General features: G+C 70.9%; 20 protein-coding genes. 11 read left to right on the forward strand and 9 right to left on the reverse strand.

The window, feature by feature from the left end; translation table 11 throughout:
• The first annotated feature begins 19 nt into the window (after window positions 1-19).
• The gene (locus AC07OA_RS14105) at window positions 20-964 is read left to right on the forward strand and encodes a winged helix-turn-helix transcriptional regulator (RefSeq protein ID WP_494664442.1); all 945 of its coding nucleotides are present in this window, start codon (window positions 20-22) and stop codon (window positions 962-964) included.
• On the opposite strand, the gene dgcA is transcribed toward AC07OA_RS14105, so the two are convergent.
• Window positions 961-1,974, reverse strand: coding sequence for an N-acetyl-D-Glu racemase DgcA (gene dgcA / locus AC07OA_RS14110; RefSeq protein ID WP_494664443.1), 1,014 nt, complete (start codon window positions 1,972-1,974; stop codon window positions 961-963). The genes AC07OA_RS14105 and dgcA overlap by 4 nt on opposite strands.
• A gap of 32 nt (window positions 1,975-2,006) precedes the next feature.
• Window positions 2,007-2,216, reverse strand: a complete 210-nt coding sequence (gene didA / locus AC07OA_RS14115) for a DNA damage-induced SOS-independent cell division inhibitor A (protein ID WP_494664444.1) — start codon at window positions 2,214-2,216, stop codon at window positions 2,007-2,009.
• A 126-nt stretch (window positions 2,217-2,342) separates the two neighbouring features.
• On the opposite strand from didA, the gene AC07OA_RS14120 reads away from it, so the two are divergent.
• Window positions 2,343-2,654, forward strand: coding sequence for a polyhydroxyalkanoic acid system family protein (locus AC07OA_RS14120; RefSeq protein WP_494664445.1), 312 nt, complete (start codon window positions 2,343-2,345; stop codon window positions 2,652-2,654).
• 25 nt (window positions 2,655-2,679) lie between these two features.
• Here AC07OA_RS14120 and AC07OA_RS14125 read toward each other — a convergent pair whose 3' ends face one another.
• Window positions 2,680-3,162, reverse strand: coding sequence for a low affinity iron permease family protein (locus tag AC07OA_RS14125; RefSeq protein WP_494664446.1), 483 nt, complete (start codon window positions 3,160-3,162; stop codon window positions 2,680-2,682).
• A 91-nt stretch (window positions 3,163-3,253) separates the two neighbouring features.
• On the opposite strand from AC07OA_RS14125, the gene AC07OA_RS14130 reads away from it, so the two are divergent.
• From AC07OA_RS14130 to AC07OA_RS14165, 8 genes are all read left to right on the forward strand, one after another.
• Window positions 3,254-4,516: a cation:proton antiporter gene (locus tag AC07OA_RS14130; RefSeq protein ID WP_494664447.1), complete on the forward strand. Its 1,263-nt coding sequence runs from the start codon at window positions 3,254-3,256 to the stop codon at window positions 4,514-4,516.
• A 109-nt stretch (window positions 4,517-4,625) separates the two neighbouring features.
• The gene (locus AC07OA_RS14135) at window positions 4,626-6,689 is read left to right on the forward strand and encodes an MASE1 domain-containing protein (protein ID WP_494664448.1); all 2,064 of its coding nucleotides are present in this window, start codon (window positions 4,626-4,628) and stop codon (window positions 6,687-6,689) included.
• A 76-nt stretch (window positions 6,690-6,765) separates the two neighbouring features.
• Window positions 6,766-7,746 (forward strand): ABC transporter substrate-binding protein, encoded by a 981-nt coding sequence (locus AC07OA_RS14140; RefSeq protein WP_494664449.1) that lies wholly within the window; start codon window positions 6,766-6,768, stop codon window positions 7,744-7,746.
• 8 nt (window positions 7,747-7,754) lie between these two features.
• The gene (locus AC07OA_RS14145; RefSeq protein ID WP_494664450.1) at window positions 7,755-8,498 is read left to right on the forward strand and encodes an ABC transporter ATP-binding protein; all 744 of its coding nucleotides are present in this window, start codon (window positions 7,755-7,757) and stop codon (window positions 8,496-8,498) included.
• Window positions 8,495-9,250 carry an ABC transporter permease gene (locus AC07OA_RS14150; RefSeq protein ID WP_494664451.1) on the forward strand — a complete coding sequence of 252 codons (756 nt, stop codon included), beginning with the start codon at window positions 8,495-8,497 and terminating at the stop codon, window positions 9,248-9,250. The genes AC07OA_RS14145 and AC07OA_RS14150 overlap by 4 nt, the downstream gene beginning before the upstream one ends.
• 105 nt (window positions 9,251-9,355) lie before the next feature.
• A complete protein-coding gene (locus AC07OA_RS14155; RefSeq protein WP_494664452.1) occupies window positions 9,356-10,012 on the forward strand; it encodes a hypothetical protein in 657 nt (218 codons plus the stop codon).
• Window positions 10,009-11,100 (forward strand): DUF2336 domain-containing protein, encoded by a 1,092-nt coding sequence (locus AC07OA_RS14160; protein WP_494664453.1) that lies wholly within the window; start codon window positions 10,009-10,011, stop codon window positions 11,098-11,100. Before AC07OA_RS14155 ends, AC07OA_RS14160 begins: the two co-directional genes overlap by 4 nt.
• Before the next feature lie 68 nt (window positions 11,101-11,168).
• Window positions 11,169-11,741 (forward strand): hypothetical protein, encoded by a 573-nt coding sequence (locus AC07OA_RS14165; protein ID WP_494664454.1) that lies wholly within the window; start codon window positions 11,169-11,171, stop codon window positions 11,739-11,741.
• 7 nt (window positions 11,742-11,748) lie between these two features.
• Here AC07OA_RS14165 and AC07OA_RS14170 read toward each other — a convergent pair whose 3' ends face one another.
• The 4 genes from AC07OA_RS14170 to AC07OA_RS14185 all read right to left on the reverse strand — a co-directional run bounded on the left by AC07OA_RS14170 (window position 11,749) and on the right by AC07OA_RS14185 (window position 14,814).
• Complete coding sequence (locus AC07OA_RS14170) at window positions 11,749-12,192, reverse strand: hypothetical protein (protein WP_494664455.1); 444 nt, start codon at window positions 12,190-12,192, stop codon at window positions 11,749-11,751.
• 67 nt (window positions 12,193-12,259) lie between these two features.
• Window positions 12,260-12,562, reverse strand: coding sequence for a hypothetical protein (locus AC07OA_RS14175; RefSeq protein WP_494664456.1), 303 nt, complete (start codon window positions 12,560-12,562; stop codon window positions 12,260-12,262).
• Window positions 12,563-12,623: 61 nt separating this feature from the next.
• Window positions 12,624-14,000, reverse strand: a complete 1,377-nt coding sequence (locus AC07OA_RS14180) for a hypothetical protein (protein ID WP_494664457.1) — start codon at window positions 13,998-14,000, stop codon at window positions 12,624-12,626.
• Window positions 14,001-14,364: 364 nt separating this feature from the next.
• Window positions 14,365-14,814 (reverse strand): DUF2214 family protein, encoded by a 450-nt coding sequence (locus AC07OA_RS14185; protein WP_494664458.1) that lies wholly within the window; start codon window positions 14,812-14,814, stop codon window positions 14,365-14,367.
• 117 nt (window positions 14,815-14,931) lie between these two features.
• Here AC07OA_RS14185 and AC07OA_RS14190 point away from each other — a divergent pair, with 117 nt between their 5' ends.
• Complete coding sequence (locus tag AC07OA_RS14190; protein WP_494664459.1) at window positions 14,932-15,402, forward strand: ribonuclease H; 471 nt, start codon at window positions 14,932-14,934, stop codon at window positions 15,400-15,402.
• 3 nt (window positions 15,403-15,405) lie between these two features.
• Here the strand turns inward: AC07OA_RS14190 and AC07OA_RS14195 are convergent, their stop codons facing one another.
• Both AC07OA_RS14195 and AC07OA_RS14200 read right to left on the reverse strand, forming a co-directional pair.
• Complete coding sequence (locus AC07OA_RS14195; RefSeq protein ID WP_494664460.1) at window positions 15,406-15,633, reverse strand: DUF6289 family protein; 228 nt, start codon at window positions 15,631-15,633, stop codon at window positions 15,406-15,408.
• A 92-nt stretch (window positions 15,634-15,725) separates the two neighbouring features.
• A complete protein-coding gene (locus tag AC07OA_RS14200) occupies window positions 15,726-16,106 on the reverse strand; it encodes a methylglyoxal synthase (protein WP_494664461.1) in 381 nt (126 codons plus the stop codon).
• Between the last annotated feature and the right edge of the window lie 7 nt (window positions 16,107-16,113).

Genomic DNA, 16,113 nt, shown 5'->3' on the forward strand with positions numbered 1-16,113 from the left:
AACAGCCGAACCAGAAGTCATGCCAGAGATCGCAAATGGGGTCGCCGCCCCCGCCGCTCAGATGGTCCGCGCCAGTTCGGCGGCCCGGGCCCTGAACCTGATCGGCGACCGCTGGACCCTGCTGACCCTCTATGCCGCCTTCATGGGCCAGACCCGGTTCGACGGCTTCGTGAAGCTGACCGGCATGGCCCGCTCGCTGCTGGTCGACCGGCTGGCGCGGCTGGAGACGGCGGGCGTGCTGGAAAAGCGCCCCTATCAGGATCGCCCCGTTCGTCACGGCTATCACCTGACCGCCATGGGGGCCGACCTCTACGACGCGGCCCTGATGATCCTGCGCTGGGAAACCCGCTGGCACTACGACGAGGCCAGCCCCTCGCACCGCATCCAGCACGTGACCTGCGGCAAGCCGCTGGTGGCCGAGCTGGTTTGCCAGGCCTGCGAGAAGCCGGTGACGGCGGGCGAGGTCGAGCTGGTTCCCGGTCCCGGCGCGGGCCTGGAGCCGGCCCCGCGCGCCCGGTTGCAGCGCCGCTCCATCGCCGAAACCGCCGCGCCCCTCGCCCCGATGCTGGAGCGCTCGATCGCCGTGCTGGGCGACCGCTGGACCGCCCACCTGCTGGCCGCCGCCTTCTATGGCCGGCGGCGGTTCAAGGACCTGCAGGCCGAGCTGGGCGTGGCCACCAACATCCTGTCCGACCGCCTGGCGCGGCTGGTGGCCCTGGGCATGCTGGAGCGCCGCCTCTACCAGGCCCGGCCCGAGCGCTGGGAGTATCGTCTGACCGACGAGGCCCGCGACCTCTTCCCGCTGATCGTGGCCCTGATGACCTGGGGGGATCGCTGGCTGGCCGGCGAGGCGGGACCGCCCGAGGTGCTGGTGCACAAGCCGTGCGGCTCACCGCTGAAGACGGCCGTACGCTGCGAGGCGTGCCACGGGGCGGTGGACGTGCGCTCGACGCGGCTGGCCTAGAGCCACAGCCCCGTCGCCGTCACCCCGTCGCCCCAGAACCCCTCCGCCGGGCGCGTCATACGACCATCGGCCACGTGGCAGCCGCCGGGATGGTCTTCCGCCAGCCACCAGGGACCGTCGAGATCGGCATAGGCGCAGGCGTTGGCCAGGTGCAGGGCGGGCGCGATGGCCAGGGACGAGGCGACCATGCAGCCGACCATCAGCTCGAAGCCGTGGTTCCTCGCCTCCTCCAGCATCAGCAGGGCCTCCGACAGCCCGCCGGCCTTGTCGAGCTTGAGGTTCACGGCGCGGTAGCGACCCTTCAGCCCGGCCAGGTCCTCGGCCACGTGCACCGACTCGTCGGCGCAGATCGTGTACGGCGGGTCGTAGCCCTCCAGAGCGGCGTCGGCGCCAGCCGGCAGGGGCTGTTCGACCAGGGCGATGTTGAGGTCCGACAGGATGGACTTGAGCCCGTCGAGGATGGCGAAGTCCCAGCCCTCGTTGGGATCGACGATCAGCCGGGCGTGAGGCGCGGCCTTGGCCACGGCCAGCAGGCGGGTGGCCGGATCCTCGGCCGACAGCTTGACCTTGATCAGCGGCGCCGAGGCCACCGCCAGGGCCGCCGCGCTCATGGCTTCGGGGCTGTCGAGGCTGACGGTCACGGCCGTGACCAGGCGATCGGGCAGGTGCAGGGCGGTCAGGGCCTCGACGCTCAGCCCCTCGCGCTTGGCCCGCAGGTCCCAAAGGGCGCAGTCGAGGGCGTTGCGGGCCGCGCCCGGGGACAGCAGGGCCAGGGCCTCGTGCGGCCTGGCGCCGTCGCGCAGGGCCTGGGCGGCGGGCTGGAGCTGGGCGATCACGCTGTCGACCGTCTCATCATAGCGGGCGTAGGGCACGCTTTCGCCGCGCCCGATCAGCCCGTCCTCGACAATCTCGACCACCACCACCTCGGCGGCGGTCTTGACCCCGCGCGAGATGCGGAACGGGGCCTTCAGGCGGTGGCTGACATGGGCGATCGAGACGGTGCGCTGCATGTCCCTGCCATCCCACCGATCGGCGGCCTTGGCTAGTGACGGCGGCGGATCGGGGAGTCGGCGCGACGCTCGCGGAACACCTGCATGGCCAGGCGCGGGTCCCAGACGAACAGCGCCGCCCAGACCACCAGCACGCCGGCATAGTTCAGGGCGCCGAGGACGCCGCCGGGACGGCCCGGGCGCGTGAAGCGGACCGAGCGGGGCTGGGGCTGGAACAGGCTGGGCATGGCGATGTCGGTCATGGCGTCCTCCGTGGATGACCAGACCTTGGCCGCGCGTTACGACAGGTTCGGACGTAGCCCGCGCGCCGTCGCGCACCCATATCCGGCGTCGGGCGTTTGCCCCCTGTCCAACGAGAGCCCTTTCGCATGAGCAAGCCGGTCACCATCACCATTCCCCACCAGCTGGGCGCCGCCGAGGCGCGCCGCCGCATCGAGGAAGGGTTCGGCCAGCTGCTCAGCCAGACGGGCGGCATGGTCAAGGACGTCCAGAAGTCGTGGACCGGCGACGCCATGACCTTCTCGGCCCAGGCCATGGGCCAGCCGATCTCCGGCGTGCTGACGGTGTTCGCCGACTCCGTGCGGATGGACATCGTCCTGCCGGGCCTGCTGGGCATGATCGCCGGCAAGATCACAGGGCAGGTGAAGAAGCAGGGTCAATTGCTGCTGGAGAAGAAGTAGGCGCGTCCGCCAGGTCCGGCCCGCGCTAGACCTTCACCCGCCGCGCCGGGGCGTTCTTCGCCGGAGGACGCTTGGCCGGCGCGCGCTTGGCGCGGGGCGAAGACTTGGCCTTCTTCCGCGACTCCCGCACGGCGGCGACCTTGTCGAGCCGGTCCTGAGCGATCTTGGCGTGCTCGGCGCACCGCTCGTGCATGGCCGCCAGTTCCTTCTCGGTCAGCTTCTCGATGCCCATGAACTCGTTCTCGGCGCCCGAGGTCAGGATCAGCTCGTCCAGCTTGGTCTGAACCGCCTCGCCGTCGCGGTTCTGGGTGTTCTGGATCAGGAACACCATCAGGAAGGTGATGATCGTGGTGCCGGTGTTGATCACCAGTTGCCAGGTCTCGGAGAACTTGAAGATCGGGCCGCTAACGGCCCAGACCAGCACCATGGCCACGCAGACGATGAAGGCCGGCGGGCTGCCGGTGATCCGCGCGGTGGCGTTGGCGAACTTGGCGAAAAGCTTGTCCATGAGAGCTCCCTCGCGGCTACAACGCGCCGGCATGTGATCGGGCTCCCCCGCCCGGCGCCCCCCGCGCCGCGCCTCGGGCGTTAGGGAGGGGATGTTCGATCCCTATCTGCTGTTTCTGCTGGGCCTGGGCGTGGTCGTGCTGCTGGTCGCCTGGCTGCCCATGGCGCTGAGCCGCCTGCCCCTGTCGCTGGCCATACTGTGCGTGCTGATCGGCGTGGCGGTGTTCCACGCCGCCGCCCTGCCCTTCCGCCCCAATCCCGTGCGGTTCTCGACCCTGACCGAGCACCTGACCGAGATCGTGGTCATCGTCTCGCTGATGGGCGCGGGGCTGAAGATCGACCGCAAGATCGGCTGGCGACGCTGGAGCTCGTCCTGGCGGCTGATCGCGATCACCATGCCCCTGACCATAGCGGCCGTGACCCTGATGGGCGTCCACGGCCTGGGCCTTGGTCTGGCCTCGGCCCTGCTGCTGGGCGGCGCCCTGGCGCCCACCGACCCGGTGCTGGCCTCCGACGTCCAGACCGGTCCGCCGCGCTCGGGCGAGGACGGCGAGGCCCGCTTCGCCCTGACGTCCGAGGCCGGTCTCAACGACGGCTTCGCCTTTCCGTTCGTGCATCTGGCCGTGGCCCTCGCCGTGGCGGGGGGAACCCTGAGCCAGGGCCTGGCCGTCCACTGGCTGGGCGTCGACGTCCTGTGGCGGGTCGCCGCCGGGGTCGGGGTGGGCTGGCTGGTCGGCAAGGCCCTGGGCTGGGCCACCTTCAAGGCCCCCAAGACCCGGCTGTCGGGCGCCGCCGACGGCCTGGTGGCCCTGGGCGCGACCCTGGTGGCCTACGGCGTGGCCGAGGCCGCCCACGGCTACGGCTTCCTGGCGGTGTTCGTCTCGGCCCTGGCCCTGCGCGCCACCGAGCGCGACCACGAATTCCACGAGGCCATGCACGACTTCGCCGAACAGGTGGAGCGCCTGCTGATGATGCTGGTCCTGGTGCTGCTGGGCGGAGCGGTGGCCGGGGGCCTGCTGGTCGGCCTGACCTGGAAGGAGATCGCCTTCAGCCTGGCCCTGGTCTTGGTCATCCGCCCCCTGGCGGGGTGGATCGGCCTGATCGGCGCGCCCCACTCCCGGCGCGAGCGGGCCGTGGTGGCGTTCTTCGGCATCCGGGGGATCGGCTCGTTCTACTATCTGGCCTACGGACTGAACCACGGCGACTTCCGTCACTGGGACCGGCTGTGGGCGATCACGGGCTTCGTGGTGCTGTGTTCGATCCTGATCCACGGGGTCACGGCCACCCCGCTGATGACCCGGATCGACGCCTGGCGACGGCGCGAAGTCCTGCACGAGACCGACCCGCAACCTTGAAGCGATTGCGCTTGACCTCAGGATGCGGCAAAGCGTCACACAGTCGCGTATCGAAGAAACTGGACAGCCTAGTTCGCGTATTCCTCCCGTCCGGGGAACGGGATCAGTAATGCAGGCTAACGTCGCCCATCAGGAGCAAAGGCGGCAGGACACGCTTCTGTTCGCCCTGGCCGTGGCGTTGGTGGCCAGCCAGGCGTTCAGCGACTTCCTGACCCGCAATGCACTCGGCATCGCCACCTTGTGGCCGTCGAACGCCCTGCTGGCGGCCGGCTTGCTGGTGCTCAACCCTTCGCGTCGCGTGATCCTGACCGTGGTGGCCGTCGTGGCCCACATGGCCATCGACCTGGCCGTCGGCGACGACATCGGCCGCGCCCTCCTCTACACCGCCGTCGACGTAGGCGAAGGGGCCCTGGTCTGGCTGGTGACCAAGCGCTTCTTCGGCGGGCCGCCGCGCGTGCGCACCATGCGCCAGTTGGCCCTGCTGACCACCCTGACCGCCCCGGTCACCCTGCTGATGTCCGTGGTCTGCTCGGCGGGCCTGGCGCTGTTCTACGACATGCCGTTCATCATCGTGCTGACCGACTGGTTCCTGTGCGGCGTCCTGGGCATGTCCATCGTGCTGCCCGCCGTGCTGGTGCTGCTGGACAGCGAGCACCGCCGCGCCTTCCAGCGCCCCCTGCCCGAACAGCTGGGCCTGTGCGCCCTGGTCGCCGTGCTGGCCGCGACGGTGTTCTACGCCAAGGGCCTGCCCGCGCCGTTCCTGCTGTTCCCCGCCGCCCTGCTGGCCGCCTTCCGCCTGGGGCCGCGCGGCGCCAGCCTGGCCTCGCTGATCGTGGCCTGCGTGGCCATCCCGCTGACGGTGCGCGGCCTGTGGACCCAGCAGATCTCCACCGACTGGTCGCAGGCCCACCAGAACCGCCTGGTCCAGGTGTTCGTCGGCGTATTGTTCGTCTCCAGCCTGGCCACGGGTCTCGCCCTGGCCCAGCAGGAGCGCCTGCGCCGCCTGCTGGTGCGCCGCGAGCAGCTGACCCGCGCCGCCCGCGCCCGGGCCCTGGCCGCCAACGAGGCCAAGACCGAGTTCCTGGCCACCATGAGCCACGAGATCCGCACGCCGCTGAACAGCATGCTGGGCTTCTCCCAGCTGCTGGTCGAGCGCAAGGACCTGCCGCCGGACGCCCGCCGCCAGCTGGGCCTGATCGACAGCGCCGGCACCGCCCTGCTGACCGTGGTCAACGACATCCTGGACTTCTCGCGCGTCGAGGCCGGCCAGGTGGAGCTGCTGTTCCAGCCGACCTCGGCGGCCGCCGTCCTGCACGACGCGGTGGGCATCATCCGCCCCGAGGCCGAGAACAAGGGCCTGAAACTGGAGGTCGAGGTCAACGACCCGGTCGGGGGCCTGCACGACCTGGACGGCCTGCGCCTGCGCCAGGTGCTGCTGAACCTGCTGCAGAACGCCGTGAAGTTCACCGAGGTGGGCCGCATCCGCGCCTGCCTGATCGTCGAGCCCGGCGAGATCGAGGACCGGCTGCGCTTCGAAATCGTCGACACCGGTGTCGGCATCGCCATCGAGCACCAGGGCCGCCTGTTCCAGCGCTTCAGCCAGGTCGACAGCTCGGCCAGCCGGGCCTATGGCGGCGCGGGCCTGGGCCTGGCGATCAGCAAGGCCCTGGTCGAGTTGATGGGCGGCAAGATCGGCGTCGACAGCGCGCTCGGTCACGGCTCGGCCTTCTGGCTGGAGCTGTCGGCGCCCCAGGTCGAGGCTTACGACACCGGCGAGCCCCAGCCTGCCGCCGCCCCCGGCGCGGCGCGCATCCTGCTGGTCGACGACCATCCGATGAACCGCGAGATCGGCGCGGCCCTGCTGACACTGGTGGGCTGCGAGGTCCAGACCGCCGACAATGGCCAGCAGGCCGTGGCCATGGCCGCGCGCGGCGGCTACGACATCATCCTGATGGACATCCACATGCCCGAGATGGACGGCCTGGCCGCCACCCGGGCTATCCGCGCCATGGGCGGCGAAGTGGGCCAGATCCCGATCATCGCCATGAGCGCCGACGCCCTGCCCCAGCAGGTGGAGCGCTGCTACGCCGCCGGCATGGTCGACCACGTGGCCAAGCCCGTGCAGCGCGAGGTGCTGTACGCCAAGATCGGCCGCTGGCTGGCGCGGAAGTAGGCGGGAAAACGCCTAGGCGACTTCCCACGCCCCGCCTCGCCCACTAACCTCCCCGCGCTGTTTCGGGGAGACGACGATGAAGATCCTGCGCCTGGCCGCCCTCGCCTTCTGCGCCGTCCTGGCCGCCTGTTCTCCCGCCAAGCAAGAGTCATCCAGCGCGCCCGGCCGCACGGCCCTGAAGCTGGCCACCGACTGGAAGGGCGAGGCCGAGCTGGGCGGCTACTACCAGGCCCTGGCCACCGGCGAGTACAAGAAGCGCGGCCTGGACGTGACCCTGATCCAGGGCGGCCCCGGCGTGAACGTGCCCCAGCTGCTGGCCACCGGCGCGGTCGATGTGGGCGTGGGCTCCAACAGCTTCATCGTGCTGAATCTCGCCAAGGAGAGGGTGCCGGTCAAAGCCGTGGCCGCCTTCATGGACAAGGACCCTCAGGTGCTGATCGCCCACGACGGCGTGGGCATCAATTCCATCGCCGACATGAAGGGCCACCCGATCCTGTTGTCGGACGCCTCGATCACCGCCTTCTGGGTGTGGCTGAAGGCCAAGCACGGCTTCACCGACGCCCAGGTGCGCAAGTACAACTATTCGGCCGCGCCGTTCCTGGCCGACAAGAGCGTGGTCCAGCAGGGCTACGCGACGTCGGAGCCCTACCTGATCCAGAAGGAAGGCAAGATCACCCCGAAGGTCTTCCTGCTGGCCGACGACGGCTATCCGGCCTACGCCTCGTTCGCCCTGGTCCCGACCGCCCTGATCGACAAGAACCCGGCGGCGGTGAAGGCCTTCGTCGAGGCCACGGCGGCGGGCTGGACCAGCTATCTCTACGGCGATCCCAAGCCCGGCGACGCCCTGATCCTCAAGGACAATCCGGAAATGACCCAGGACGTCCTCGATCAGGCGCGCGAGAAGATGCGGTCCTACGGCATCGTGTCCCGCCAGGGCGTGGGCAAGATGGACGACGCCCGCTGGGCCGAGTTCTTCAAGGTGGCGTCCGAGCAGGGCGTCTATCCCAAGGACATGGACTACAAGTCGGCCTACACGCTGGATTTCATTCCCCAGTGACCCTTGAAGTGATCGCGTCGCTCCGACAGGTCGAGGTCGACTATCCCGGTCGCGGCCGTGCGCTCGGCCCGGTCGACCTGAAGCTGAACGCCGGCGAGATCGTCGCCCTGGTCGGGCCGTCGGGCTGCGGCAAGTCCACGGCCCTGCGGCTTCTGGCGGGGCTTGAGGCGCCGACGCGCGGGGCCGTGACCCGCGCCGCCGACAAGGGCGAAACCTCGGTGGTGTTCCAGGCCCCCACCCTGGCCCCGTGGATGAGCGCGGCGGCCAATGTGGCCCTGCCGCTGGAGCTGGCCGGAACGCCCAAGGCCGCCGCGCGCGCCCAGGCGGTCGAGGCTCTCGCCAAGGTCGGGCTGAAGGGCGCCGAGAACGCCCGGCCGGCCCAGCTGTCGGGCGGCATGGCCATGCGCGCCTCGCTTGCCCGCGCCTTGGTCACCCGGCCGCGCCTGCTGCTGCTTGACGAGCCCTTCGCGGCCTTGGACGAGATCACCCGCCGGGCGCTGGCCGACGACGTCCTGGCCCTGGCGGCCGACCTGAAGCCGGCCGTGGTGTTCGTCACCCACAATGTCGAGGAGGCCGTCTACATGGCCCGGCGCGTGGTGGTGATGAGCCCGGGACCGGGCCGCATCGCCGGCGAGGTGGCGGTGGAGGGGCCGGTGATCCGGCCCGACGGCTTCCGCACGACGGCCGCTTTTCGCGAAACGGCGGAGGCGGTGTCGCGGCTGCTGGCGTCGAACCTGGGAGCGGCGGCGTGAAAGTCCTCGCCCCCCTGATCCTGATCGCTCTGCTCCTCGCCGCCTGGGAAGCCACCTGCCGGCTGCTGGCCGTGCCGGTCTACCTCCTGCCCGCGCCGTCGGCGATCGGCGTGGCCCTGGCCGACGGCTGGCCGCTGCTGCTGGACGGCGCCTGGAACACCCTGTCCACCGCCCTGGTCGGCCTCCTCCTGGCCAGCGCCCTGGCCTGCGGCCTGGCCCTGCTGGTCAGCCTGAACCCGACGATCGAGGACGCCGTGCGCCCGGTCGCCGTGACCCTGCAGGTCACGCCCCTCGTCGCCATCGGGCCGCTGATGACCATCTGGGCCGGGATCGAGCATCCGCAGCGTGCCGTGGTCGCCCTGGCGGCGGTGGCGGCGTTCTTCCCGATCTTCTCGGGCGCCCTGACCGGACTGAAGGCGACCGATCCGGACCTGTCGCGCCTGTTCGACCTCTATGGCGCGCGCCGCGTCCAGCGCCTGTGGCGGCTGCGCCTGCCCTCGGCCGTGCCCGCCCTGCTGGAGGGCCACAAGGTGGCGGCGGGCCTGGCCGTGGTCGGGGCCGTGGTCGCCGAGTTCGTGGCCGGATCGGGCGGCAACCAGGGCCTGGCCTGGCGCATACTGGAGGCCTCCAACCGCCTGCAGACCGCCCGGGTGTTCGCCGCCCTGGCGGTGCTGGCCATTCTGGGCGTTGCCCTGCACGGCCTGATGAGCCTGGCCGAGCGGCGCCTTCTGGCCTGGTGGCGCGGCCGCTAGCCGCAGTTCGCGCCAAACTGTGCTGAAATCGTTGTCTCGTTAGGCGGGGATTAAGTCAGCCTGCGTATGGATCGAGAGGAATCCCGCGCGCTTCCGGACCGGTCCATGCGTCTGCCCCTGCTGCTGCTGCCCGTGCTGATCAGCGTCGCCGCCCCGGCGTACGCCGATGGCGCGCGCGAGAGCCGCTACGGACCGACCACGCCCCGCGTGGCCAACGCCGCCGCCGCGGCCCGCTACGACGGCCCGATGCTGGGCTGGAGCAACAAACGCGCCGCCGTCGCCGCGCCCTCGGCCCCCACGCCGGCGCCGGCCGCCTATGCGCCCCAGGCCTACGCGCCTCAAGCCTACGCGCCGGCCGCCGCGCCCCTGCCCGCCAGCCTCTACGCCGCCCCGGCGCCTGTCGCCGCGCCTGTCGCCGCTCCTGTCGCGGCCCCCGGCGCGCCCAAGGACTGGTCCACCTACCGCAGCGCCCGCGTCGCCGCCGTGGCGACCACGCCCCAGCCCGCCGCGGCCGCGCCGGGCGCGACCGGCGCGCGCTTCTACTCGGTGGATCGCGACTACGGCCTGACGCCTGATCCAGCCCCGGCGGCGACGCCGGACAACCGCGTGCTGATCGCCACCACCGAGCCGCCGCCCGAGCCCAAGGACGCCGTCCCCCTGCACGGCTCGGCCGAGTGGCTGGCCGCCGGCGTGACCGGCGACGACGACCAGGACAGCGACAGCGCCAGCCGTCGCGCCAAGACCCGGAACGAAGCCCTGTGATCCAGTCGCGTCTCCACGACCTCATCGCCCTGGCCGACGAGCCCTCCAGCTCGCGCCGCCGCGAGCTGCTGCGCGGGGTCACCGACCTGTTCTTCGCCGGCGAGAGCCACGGCGACGTCGAGATGGGCCTGTTCGACGACGTGATGGGCCAGCTGGCCGGCGAGATGGAAGAGGCCGTCCGCATCGAGCTGGCCGAGCGCCTGGGCAATGCCCCGAACGCCCCGCCCGCCCTGACCCGCGCCTTGGCCAGCGACAACATCGCCGTGGCCCGACCGATCCTGCAGGGCGCGCCGCAGCTTTCGGAAGCCGACCTGCTGCACGTGGCCCGCACCCAGGGCCAGGACCACCTGCGCGCCATCTCCCAGCGCGAGACCGTGCCCAGCATCGTCTCCGACGCCATCGTCGAGCGTGGCGACGACACTACCCTGGGCGTCTTGCTACGCAACGAGGGCGCGGTTCTGTCCCGCCAGGCCCACGAGGCGGCGGTCGACCGCGCGGCGGCCAATCCGGCCCTGCACGAGGCGGTGATCGACCGTCAGGCCCTGCCGATGGATCTGCTCAACGAGATGTACTTCGTGGCCGAGGCGCGCCTGCGCGACCGGATCATGGAGCGCAACGCCAATGTCGATCCGGCGATCCTGGAAGCGGCCCTGAAGGCCGGCCGCAACCGCGTGGCCGCCAGCGACGGGTCCCTTCCGGCCGACTATCCGGCGGCGGTCAAGGAGATCGTAGCGCTGAAGCAGCGCGGCGCGATCACGCCCCAGGCCCTGGTCGGCATGCTGCGCGCCAACAAGACCAGCCAGTTCCTGGTGGCCCTGGCCGAGCTGGCCGACATCGACTTCCACACCGCCCGCAAGATCATCGAGCGTCGCGAACTGGACGCCCTGTCGGTGGTCTGCAAGGCGGCCGATTTCGACCGCGCCCTGTTCCTGACCTTCGCCCTGCTGATCCTGGATCCCAACGACAACGCCATGGGCAAGGCCAAGAGCTATGGCGAGCTCTATGCCGCCCTGCCCCGCGACGCGGCCCTGCGGACCATCCGCTTCTGGCGCATGCGCCGCACCACCGGCGACGTCGCGGCGGCCTAAGAGCCGGAACCGGGGGTCGCGCCCCACCGTTTTGATCACCGTCGAGGGGCCTCTTCCGGAGCGCCCTAGTGGAACTGCCCAAAAACAAGACGGCCCTGGCCGTCGGCGTCACCGTGGCCGCGATCGTCACCACGTCCGCCCTGGCCATCGCCGCCTGGCCCGCCCTGACGCGGCCCGATCCGCCGCTGGAAAAGGCGGGCGACGACGGCCTGCGCATCGCCCTGGTCCAGCCGCCCAAGGCGGCCACCGCGTCTTCCGCCCCGCTGGACGTCGGGCTTTCGGAGGCCGCCAAGGCCATGGCCAAGGGGCGCGAGGCGCTGTTCGTGCGGACCCCGCCCGTGCGCCAGCCCCCGCCTCCCGCGCGCCCGGCGCCGGTCCAGGTCGCCCAGGTCGAGGACGACGAGGATCTCGCGCCGCCGCCCGAACCGGTCGACGATCGCTGGGAGCGCGAGGCGGCCTGGCGCCGCGACCGCTTCGAGCGCGCCCGGCTGGAACGGGCCGAACGGCGGCGATGGCAGGAAGAGCGGCTGGCCCAGGCGGCCCGCGAGGAACAGGCCGCATGGGAAGACGCCCGCGAACAGGACCGCTACGGGGGCCCGCCGCCTCTGGACGAGCCGCCGCCTCCGCCGCCGGGCTGGTGAAGGATCCCTAGCCGCGCCGCCCGACGGTCAGGGTCAGCAGCCAGCCCACGCCCAGGCCGGCGATGACGGTGAGGGGGAAGGTCAGGGGCCGGGGGAGCGGCTCGTGGATCCACAGGTCGCGCCCCGCCAGCAGCAGCCAGGCCAGGCCGGCCCAGATCGCGCCATGCACCGCCCAGGGATGCTGGTCGATCCAGCCTTTCAGGCCGCGTCTCGGCGGGGGTTCGACGACGGGATCGACACTTGTCCCGCAATGGGCGCAGCGCCAACCACCCCAGGGGCCTAGCGGCGCGGCGGTCGGATCGACAGGCGTCTGGCAGGCGCCGCAACGTGGCGGCGCTATCCTGCGGCGGCGCACCGACGGCAGGCCGCGCAGACCCATGATGACGACGAAAAGATAGAGGACGAGATAGACCACCCGCGAAACGTCCAGGTCGTCGAAGCGCCCGTCCATGCTCACCCTCTCCAAAAGCGACGCGCCAAGCTAGGCCGCGTCGCCGCCGGGGTCGAGGGTTCGAAAACTAGCGGATGCGGATGCGGACCGGCACGTCGATGAACGAGCCGGCGCGGCTCTTGCCGTCGGGGCCCATCAGGTCGACCTGGAACTGCGAGGCCATCGACACGGCCGCCTTGCCCACGCCCATGTCGGCCGGGAACTCGCTCTGCACCGAGCAAGCCGTCAGGCCGCCGTCGCGCTTGACCATGCAGCTGAGCATGGCTTCGGCGATCTGGGGCTGGGTGTCCTTGACCTGCTGCACGCTGTTTTGCGCGACCGGGGTCGGAACGATCGAAACGGCGGCGGCGACGAGCAACGAAGCGATCACTGGGTCTTCCCTACTGTTCTCTGGGTCCTGGCCCCTTGGGGCCGGCCGGTTTCAAAATGGGTCAGGCGGCGTGCGCCTGCTTGACCCTCTGCAACCCCTGAGCCGCCAGGTCGGTCAGCGACCTCAGGCCTAGTTCGGCGAACACGTCGAAGGCGCTGGCCAAGGCCATGGCCGCCCGATCCAGCCGGCCGTCGTCGCGGCCGGTGATCTCGACCCGGGCCTCGTAGAGGCGGGCTAGGTTCATCTGGGTCACGGCCCAGGCGGCCGGATCACGGGCGCCCGGCGTCGAGGCCAGCTCGCCCTTGAAGGCCATCTCGGCCGCGTCCAGCACCGCGAGATCCGCGGTCAGCTCGGCGCAGCGCGCCAAGCTGAGGGCGCGGTTGTTGGCGACCACGGCGCGCAGGGCCAGGGCCGGCTGGGTCTTGAGGATGTGCGAGGCGCGGTCGTAGCAGGTGACCGCCCGCTCGAAGCAGCGCTCCGAGGTTGTGGCCTCGCCCATGGCCTGCAGGCCGGCGCCGAGAGCGGCTTGGGCTCGGGCCCAGTCCATCGGGCTGTGGTCGGCGTCGACCGGCTCGATGGCGGCGGCCAGGGCCTCGACGCCGTCGGCGATGTGGTTGATCTCGCCGTCCAGCTCGCCCAGTTGCACCAGGGCCGTCCCGCGCAGGGACTCCAGGCGCGACCAGGCCAGGGGTTCGAAATCGGGATCCAGCGCCGCCTCGGCGGTCTTGGCTTCGTTCAGGGCCACCTCGGTCAGGGCGCGATCCTTCAGGCGCGCGGCGCAGGACAGCAGCAGCTCCACACGGGCGGCGCGCTGGTCGGCCAGCAGCAGGCGCGAAGCCCCGCCCTTGACCCGGCGGGCTGCAGCCAGTCCACGCAGGGGCGCCTCGAAGGCTTGAGCGGCGGCCAGGGCGCGGTCGAGATCGTGCTCGCCCAGGGCCACGCGGCCTTCCAATCCGGCCAGCAGGGCCTCGACCATGGCGCAGCGGTGGCCCGGCGCGGTCTTGGCCAGGGTCAGGGTGGCGCCGGCGGCGGCGTGCAGCCCCTCGTCGCCGAACAGGTCGGCGCCCAGGACGGCCAGGGTGGCCTGCTCGCAGCGGGCGGCGGCCAGGGCTTCATGCTTGTGCTCGGCTTCGAACACCTTGGCGGCGGCCTCGGCCTGGGCCGCGCCCTTGCGCAGGGCCGCGGCGTCGCCCGAGCGGCGGGCCAGCTCGCGCCAGACCACGGCGGCTTCCAGCAGACGATGACCGCGATCCTTGGCCCCGATACGGCCGGCGGCCACGTCGGCCGAGCGGGCCTCGTTGACCAGCAGGCGCAGGTCCAGCAGTTCCAGCAGAGAGGTGTCGCCACCTGTGAGGCCGTCGCGGTGCGCGGCCGCCCTCGCGGGCGCCCCGGCGTCCACTCCGAAGAGTCGCTTCAGATCACGGCCGAAATCGAACATCGCTGCGCACTCCGCACACGGAACGTCCCACACCGGGACGTCCGGCAAGGGTTCAACGCTCGAGTAGCAAAGCCAGAGCCAACGCGTTTAACAAGCGGTTAACAGCTCTTAAGATGGCGTTAACCATAAATATTTGGAGCGTGTTTACATTTCGTTCCCAAATGCCGCCCAAACCCCTGTTTTTGCACCGATTTGGCACACTTCTTGCTTGTTTGACGCGGACGGCGAAACTGACGCCACCGCGAAAATTAGAACATTGTTCACTGAAGTGAAAATGACGTTAACCATAGATTTTAAGATCGGGTTTACAGTCTGTTCCGGCGCAGCTTTCCGCGCCCTCGTCGCCCGCTTGCTCTAGGGAAGACTAAAGCCCGTAGCCGCGCGCCATGGCGGCCGCGAAGATCGGGATGAAGGCGAAGACGATCAGCTCCACCGCTAGCGCCCGGCGCACCGTGGCGACCTCGGCGGCCGAGGGCGCGAAGGCCGGGTCGGCCTTGGCCTGGCGGCGCCATCGGAAGATCGCCAGGGTCGGCAGGATCGAGGCCAGGCCCACCACCGCGAAGGCGGCGATCTTGGCCCAGAACAGCGGGTTCTCCAGATAGAAGGCCGGCCCCTTGGCGCCCAGATAGACGCGGCAGAACCCCACCACCAGGATCAGCCCCGCCGTCGCCCCGTAGGCGGCGTCGATCGCCCCCAGGATCCGCAGCGTATCCCCGCCCACCCCGGGCCTGACCAGGATCCGCTCCACGGCCAGCAGGCCGGCCAGCGACAGGATCAGCAGGTGGTGCAGGGCGGCGAGAACGAGATCCGGCATGCCAGGCTCCGACTCGGGGAACGTGAGGCGAGCATGCCTCGGCGAACGGCGTTCGTCACGGTATCCAGGCGCCCTCCCCTCTGGCCACGGTCCGGACCCGGCTTTAAACAGAGCGCCATGACCGCTTCCGTCGATCTCTGGACCGCCGCCCTCGTCAAATCCGATCCCGGCTACGGCGGCTGGGCCCATGTGCGCCGCGCCGCCGATGGCGGCCTGGCCGGGGCGGCCGGCGGCGAACGACGCGTCAGCCGCGCCAAGATGGTGCTGACCGGGGTGATCGAGGCCCTGACCTCCATCGCCGACCTGCCGGCCGATACGGCCGTGACCCTGCACTTCGCCGATCCGGATCTCGCTGCCGAGTTGGTGGCCAGCGACGGGGCCTACGCCACGGCCGAGCCCGAGGCCTGGGCCGCCGCGCGCAAACTGGTGGCCGCCCGCCCCGTCCTGGCCCTGGCGCCGTTGTCGGACGCCGCGCCCGCCGCCGGCTTCCTGAAGGCCTGGGCCGACTTCGGCCTGGACACCGCCAAGACCCGGGGCACGTTCAAGGCCGCGATCCCGCGCCCGAACCTGATGAAGTTCCCGGGCTAGACCCTAAGGACAGAGCGTCGTCTCGCGGATGACGTAGGGCGTGCGCACGCCCCACGCCGATCCGGTTCCGTCGCAGTTGGTGTAGACCTCGCCGACCAGCTGGTTGAAGTCCGGCCCTGAATAGTACTGGGCTTCCACAGCATACAGGCGCGCCGAGGCCGGGTCGGCCCAGGCGAAGAGCGAAGCGGTCAACAGGGCGGCGGCGGCCAGCTTGGTGGTCAGGGTCTTCATGCGATCCTCCGTGGAACCGCCTCAGCGCAACACAGCCGATGATTGCGCACAACCTTGGCAATATCCGCGCGGGACTCACAACCCCGTGATGCTCAACGTCCCGCCACGATCAGGTCGGCGGTGGCCACGTTGCAGGCGAAAGGGATGTCGGCCAGGGTCGCCATGCGGATCAGCGCCTTGACGTCCACGTCGTGCGGCTGGGGCGACAGCGGGTCGACGAAGAACACCAACAGGTCCAGCAGCCCCTCGGCCAGCAGGGCGCCCAGCTGCTGGTCGCCGCCCAGCGGACCGCTCTTGAAGCGGGTGAGGTCCAGGTCCGGAAGGGCCTCCAGGATGCGCCCGCCGGTCGTGCCCGTGGCGTACAGCTTGTGCCGCGCCAGGAACGCCCGGTGCGCGACGGACCACTCGACCAGCGCCGCCTTCTTGTCGTCGTGAGCGACCAGGCCGATGGCGAGCGGGGCGTCGGCGGACATGGCGGCG

It is taken from the genome of Caulobacter sp. GW821-FHT09B08 (assembly GCF_059418225.1).

Coding starts and splice junctions, on each gene's coding strand:
- AC07OA_RS14105 (WP_494664442.1), top strand. CDS start 20: ATGCCAGAGATCGCAAATGGGGTCGCCGCCCCCGCCGCTCAGATGGTC.
- dgcA (WP_494664443.1), bottom strand. CDS start 1,974: ATGCAGCGCACCGTCTCGATCGCCCATGTCAGCCACCGCCTGAAGGCC.
- didA (WP_494664444.1), bottom strand. CDS start 2,216: ATGACCGACATCGCCATGCCCAGCCTGTTCCAGCCCCAGCCCCGCTCG.
- AC07OA_RS14120 (WP_494664445.1), top strand. CDS start 2,343: ATGAGCAAGCCGGTCACCATCACCATTCCCCACCAGCTGGGCGCCGCC.
- AC07OA_RS14125 (WP_494664446.1), bottom strand. CDS start 3,162: ATGGACAAGCTTTTCGCCAAGTTCGCCAACGCCACCGCGCGGATCACC.
- AC07OA_RS14130 (WP_494664447.1), top strand. CDS start 3,254: ATGTTCGATCCCTATCTGCTGTTTCTGCTGGGCCTGGGCGTGGTCGTG.
- AC07OA_RS14135 (WP_494664448.1), top strand. CDS start 4,626: ATGCAGGCTAACGTCGCCCATCAGGAGCAAAGGCGGCAGGACACGCTT.
- AC07OA_RS14140 (WP_494664449.1), top strand. CDS start 6,766: ATGAAGATCCTGCGCCTGGCCGCCCTCGCCTTCTGCGCCGTCCTGGCC.
- AC07OA_RS14155 (WP_494664452.1), top strand. CDS start 9,356: ATGCGTCTGCCCCTGCTGCTGCTGCCCGTGCTGATCAGCGTCGCCGCC.
- AC07OA_RS14170 (WP_494664455.1), bottom strand. CDS start 12,192: ATGGACGGGCGCTTCGACGACCTGGACGTTTCGCGGGTGGTCTATCTC.
- AC07OA_RS14180 (WP_494664457.1), bottom strand. CDS start 14,000: ATGTTCGATTTCGGCCGTGATCTGAAGCGACTCTTCGGAGTGGACGCC.
- AC07OA_RS14185 (WP_494664458.1), bottom strand. CDS start 14,814: ATGCCGGATCTCGTTCTCGCCGCCCTGCACCACCTGCTGATCCTGTCG.
- AC07OA_RS14190 (WP_494664459.1), top strand. CDS start 14,932: ATGACCGCTTCCGTCGATCTCTGGACCGCCGCCCTCGTCAAATCCGAT.
- AC07OA_RS14195 (WP_494664460.1), bottom strand. CDS start 15,633: ATGAAGACCCTGACCACCAAGCTGGCCGCCGCCGCCCTGTTGACCGCT.
- AC07OA_RS14200 (WP_494664461.1), bottom strand. CDS start 16,106: ATGTCCGCCGACGCCCCGCTCGCCATCGGCCTGGTCGCTCACGACGAC.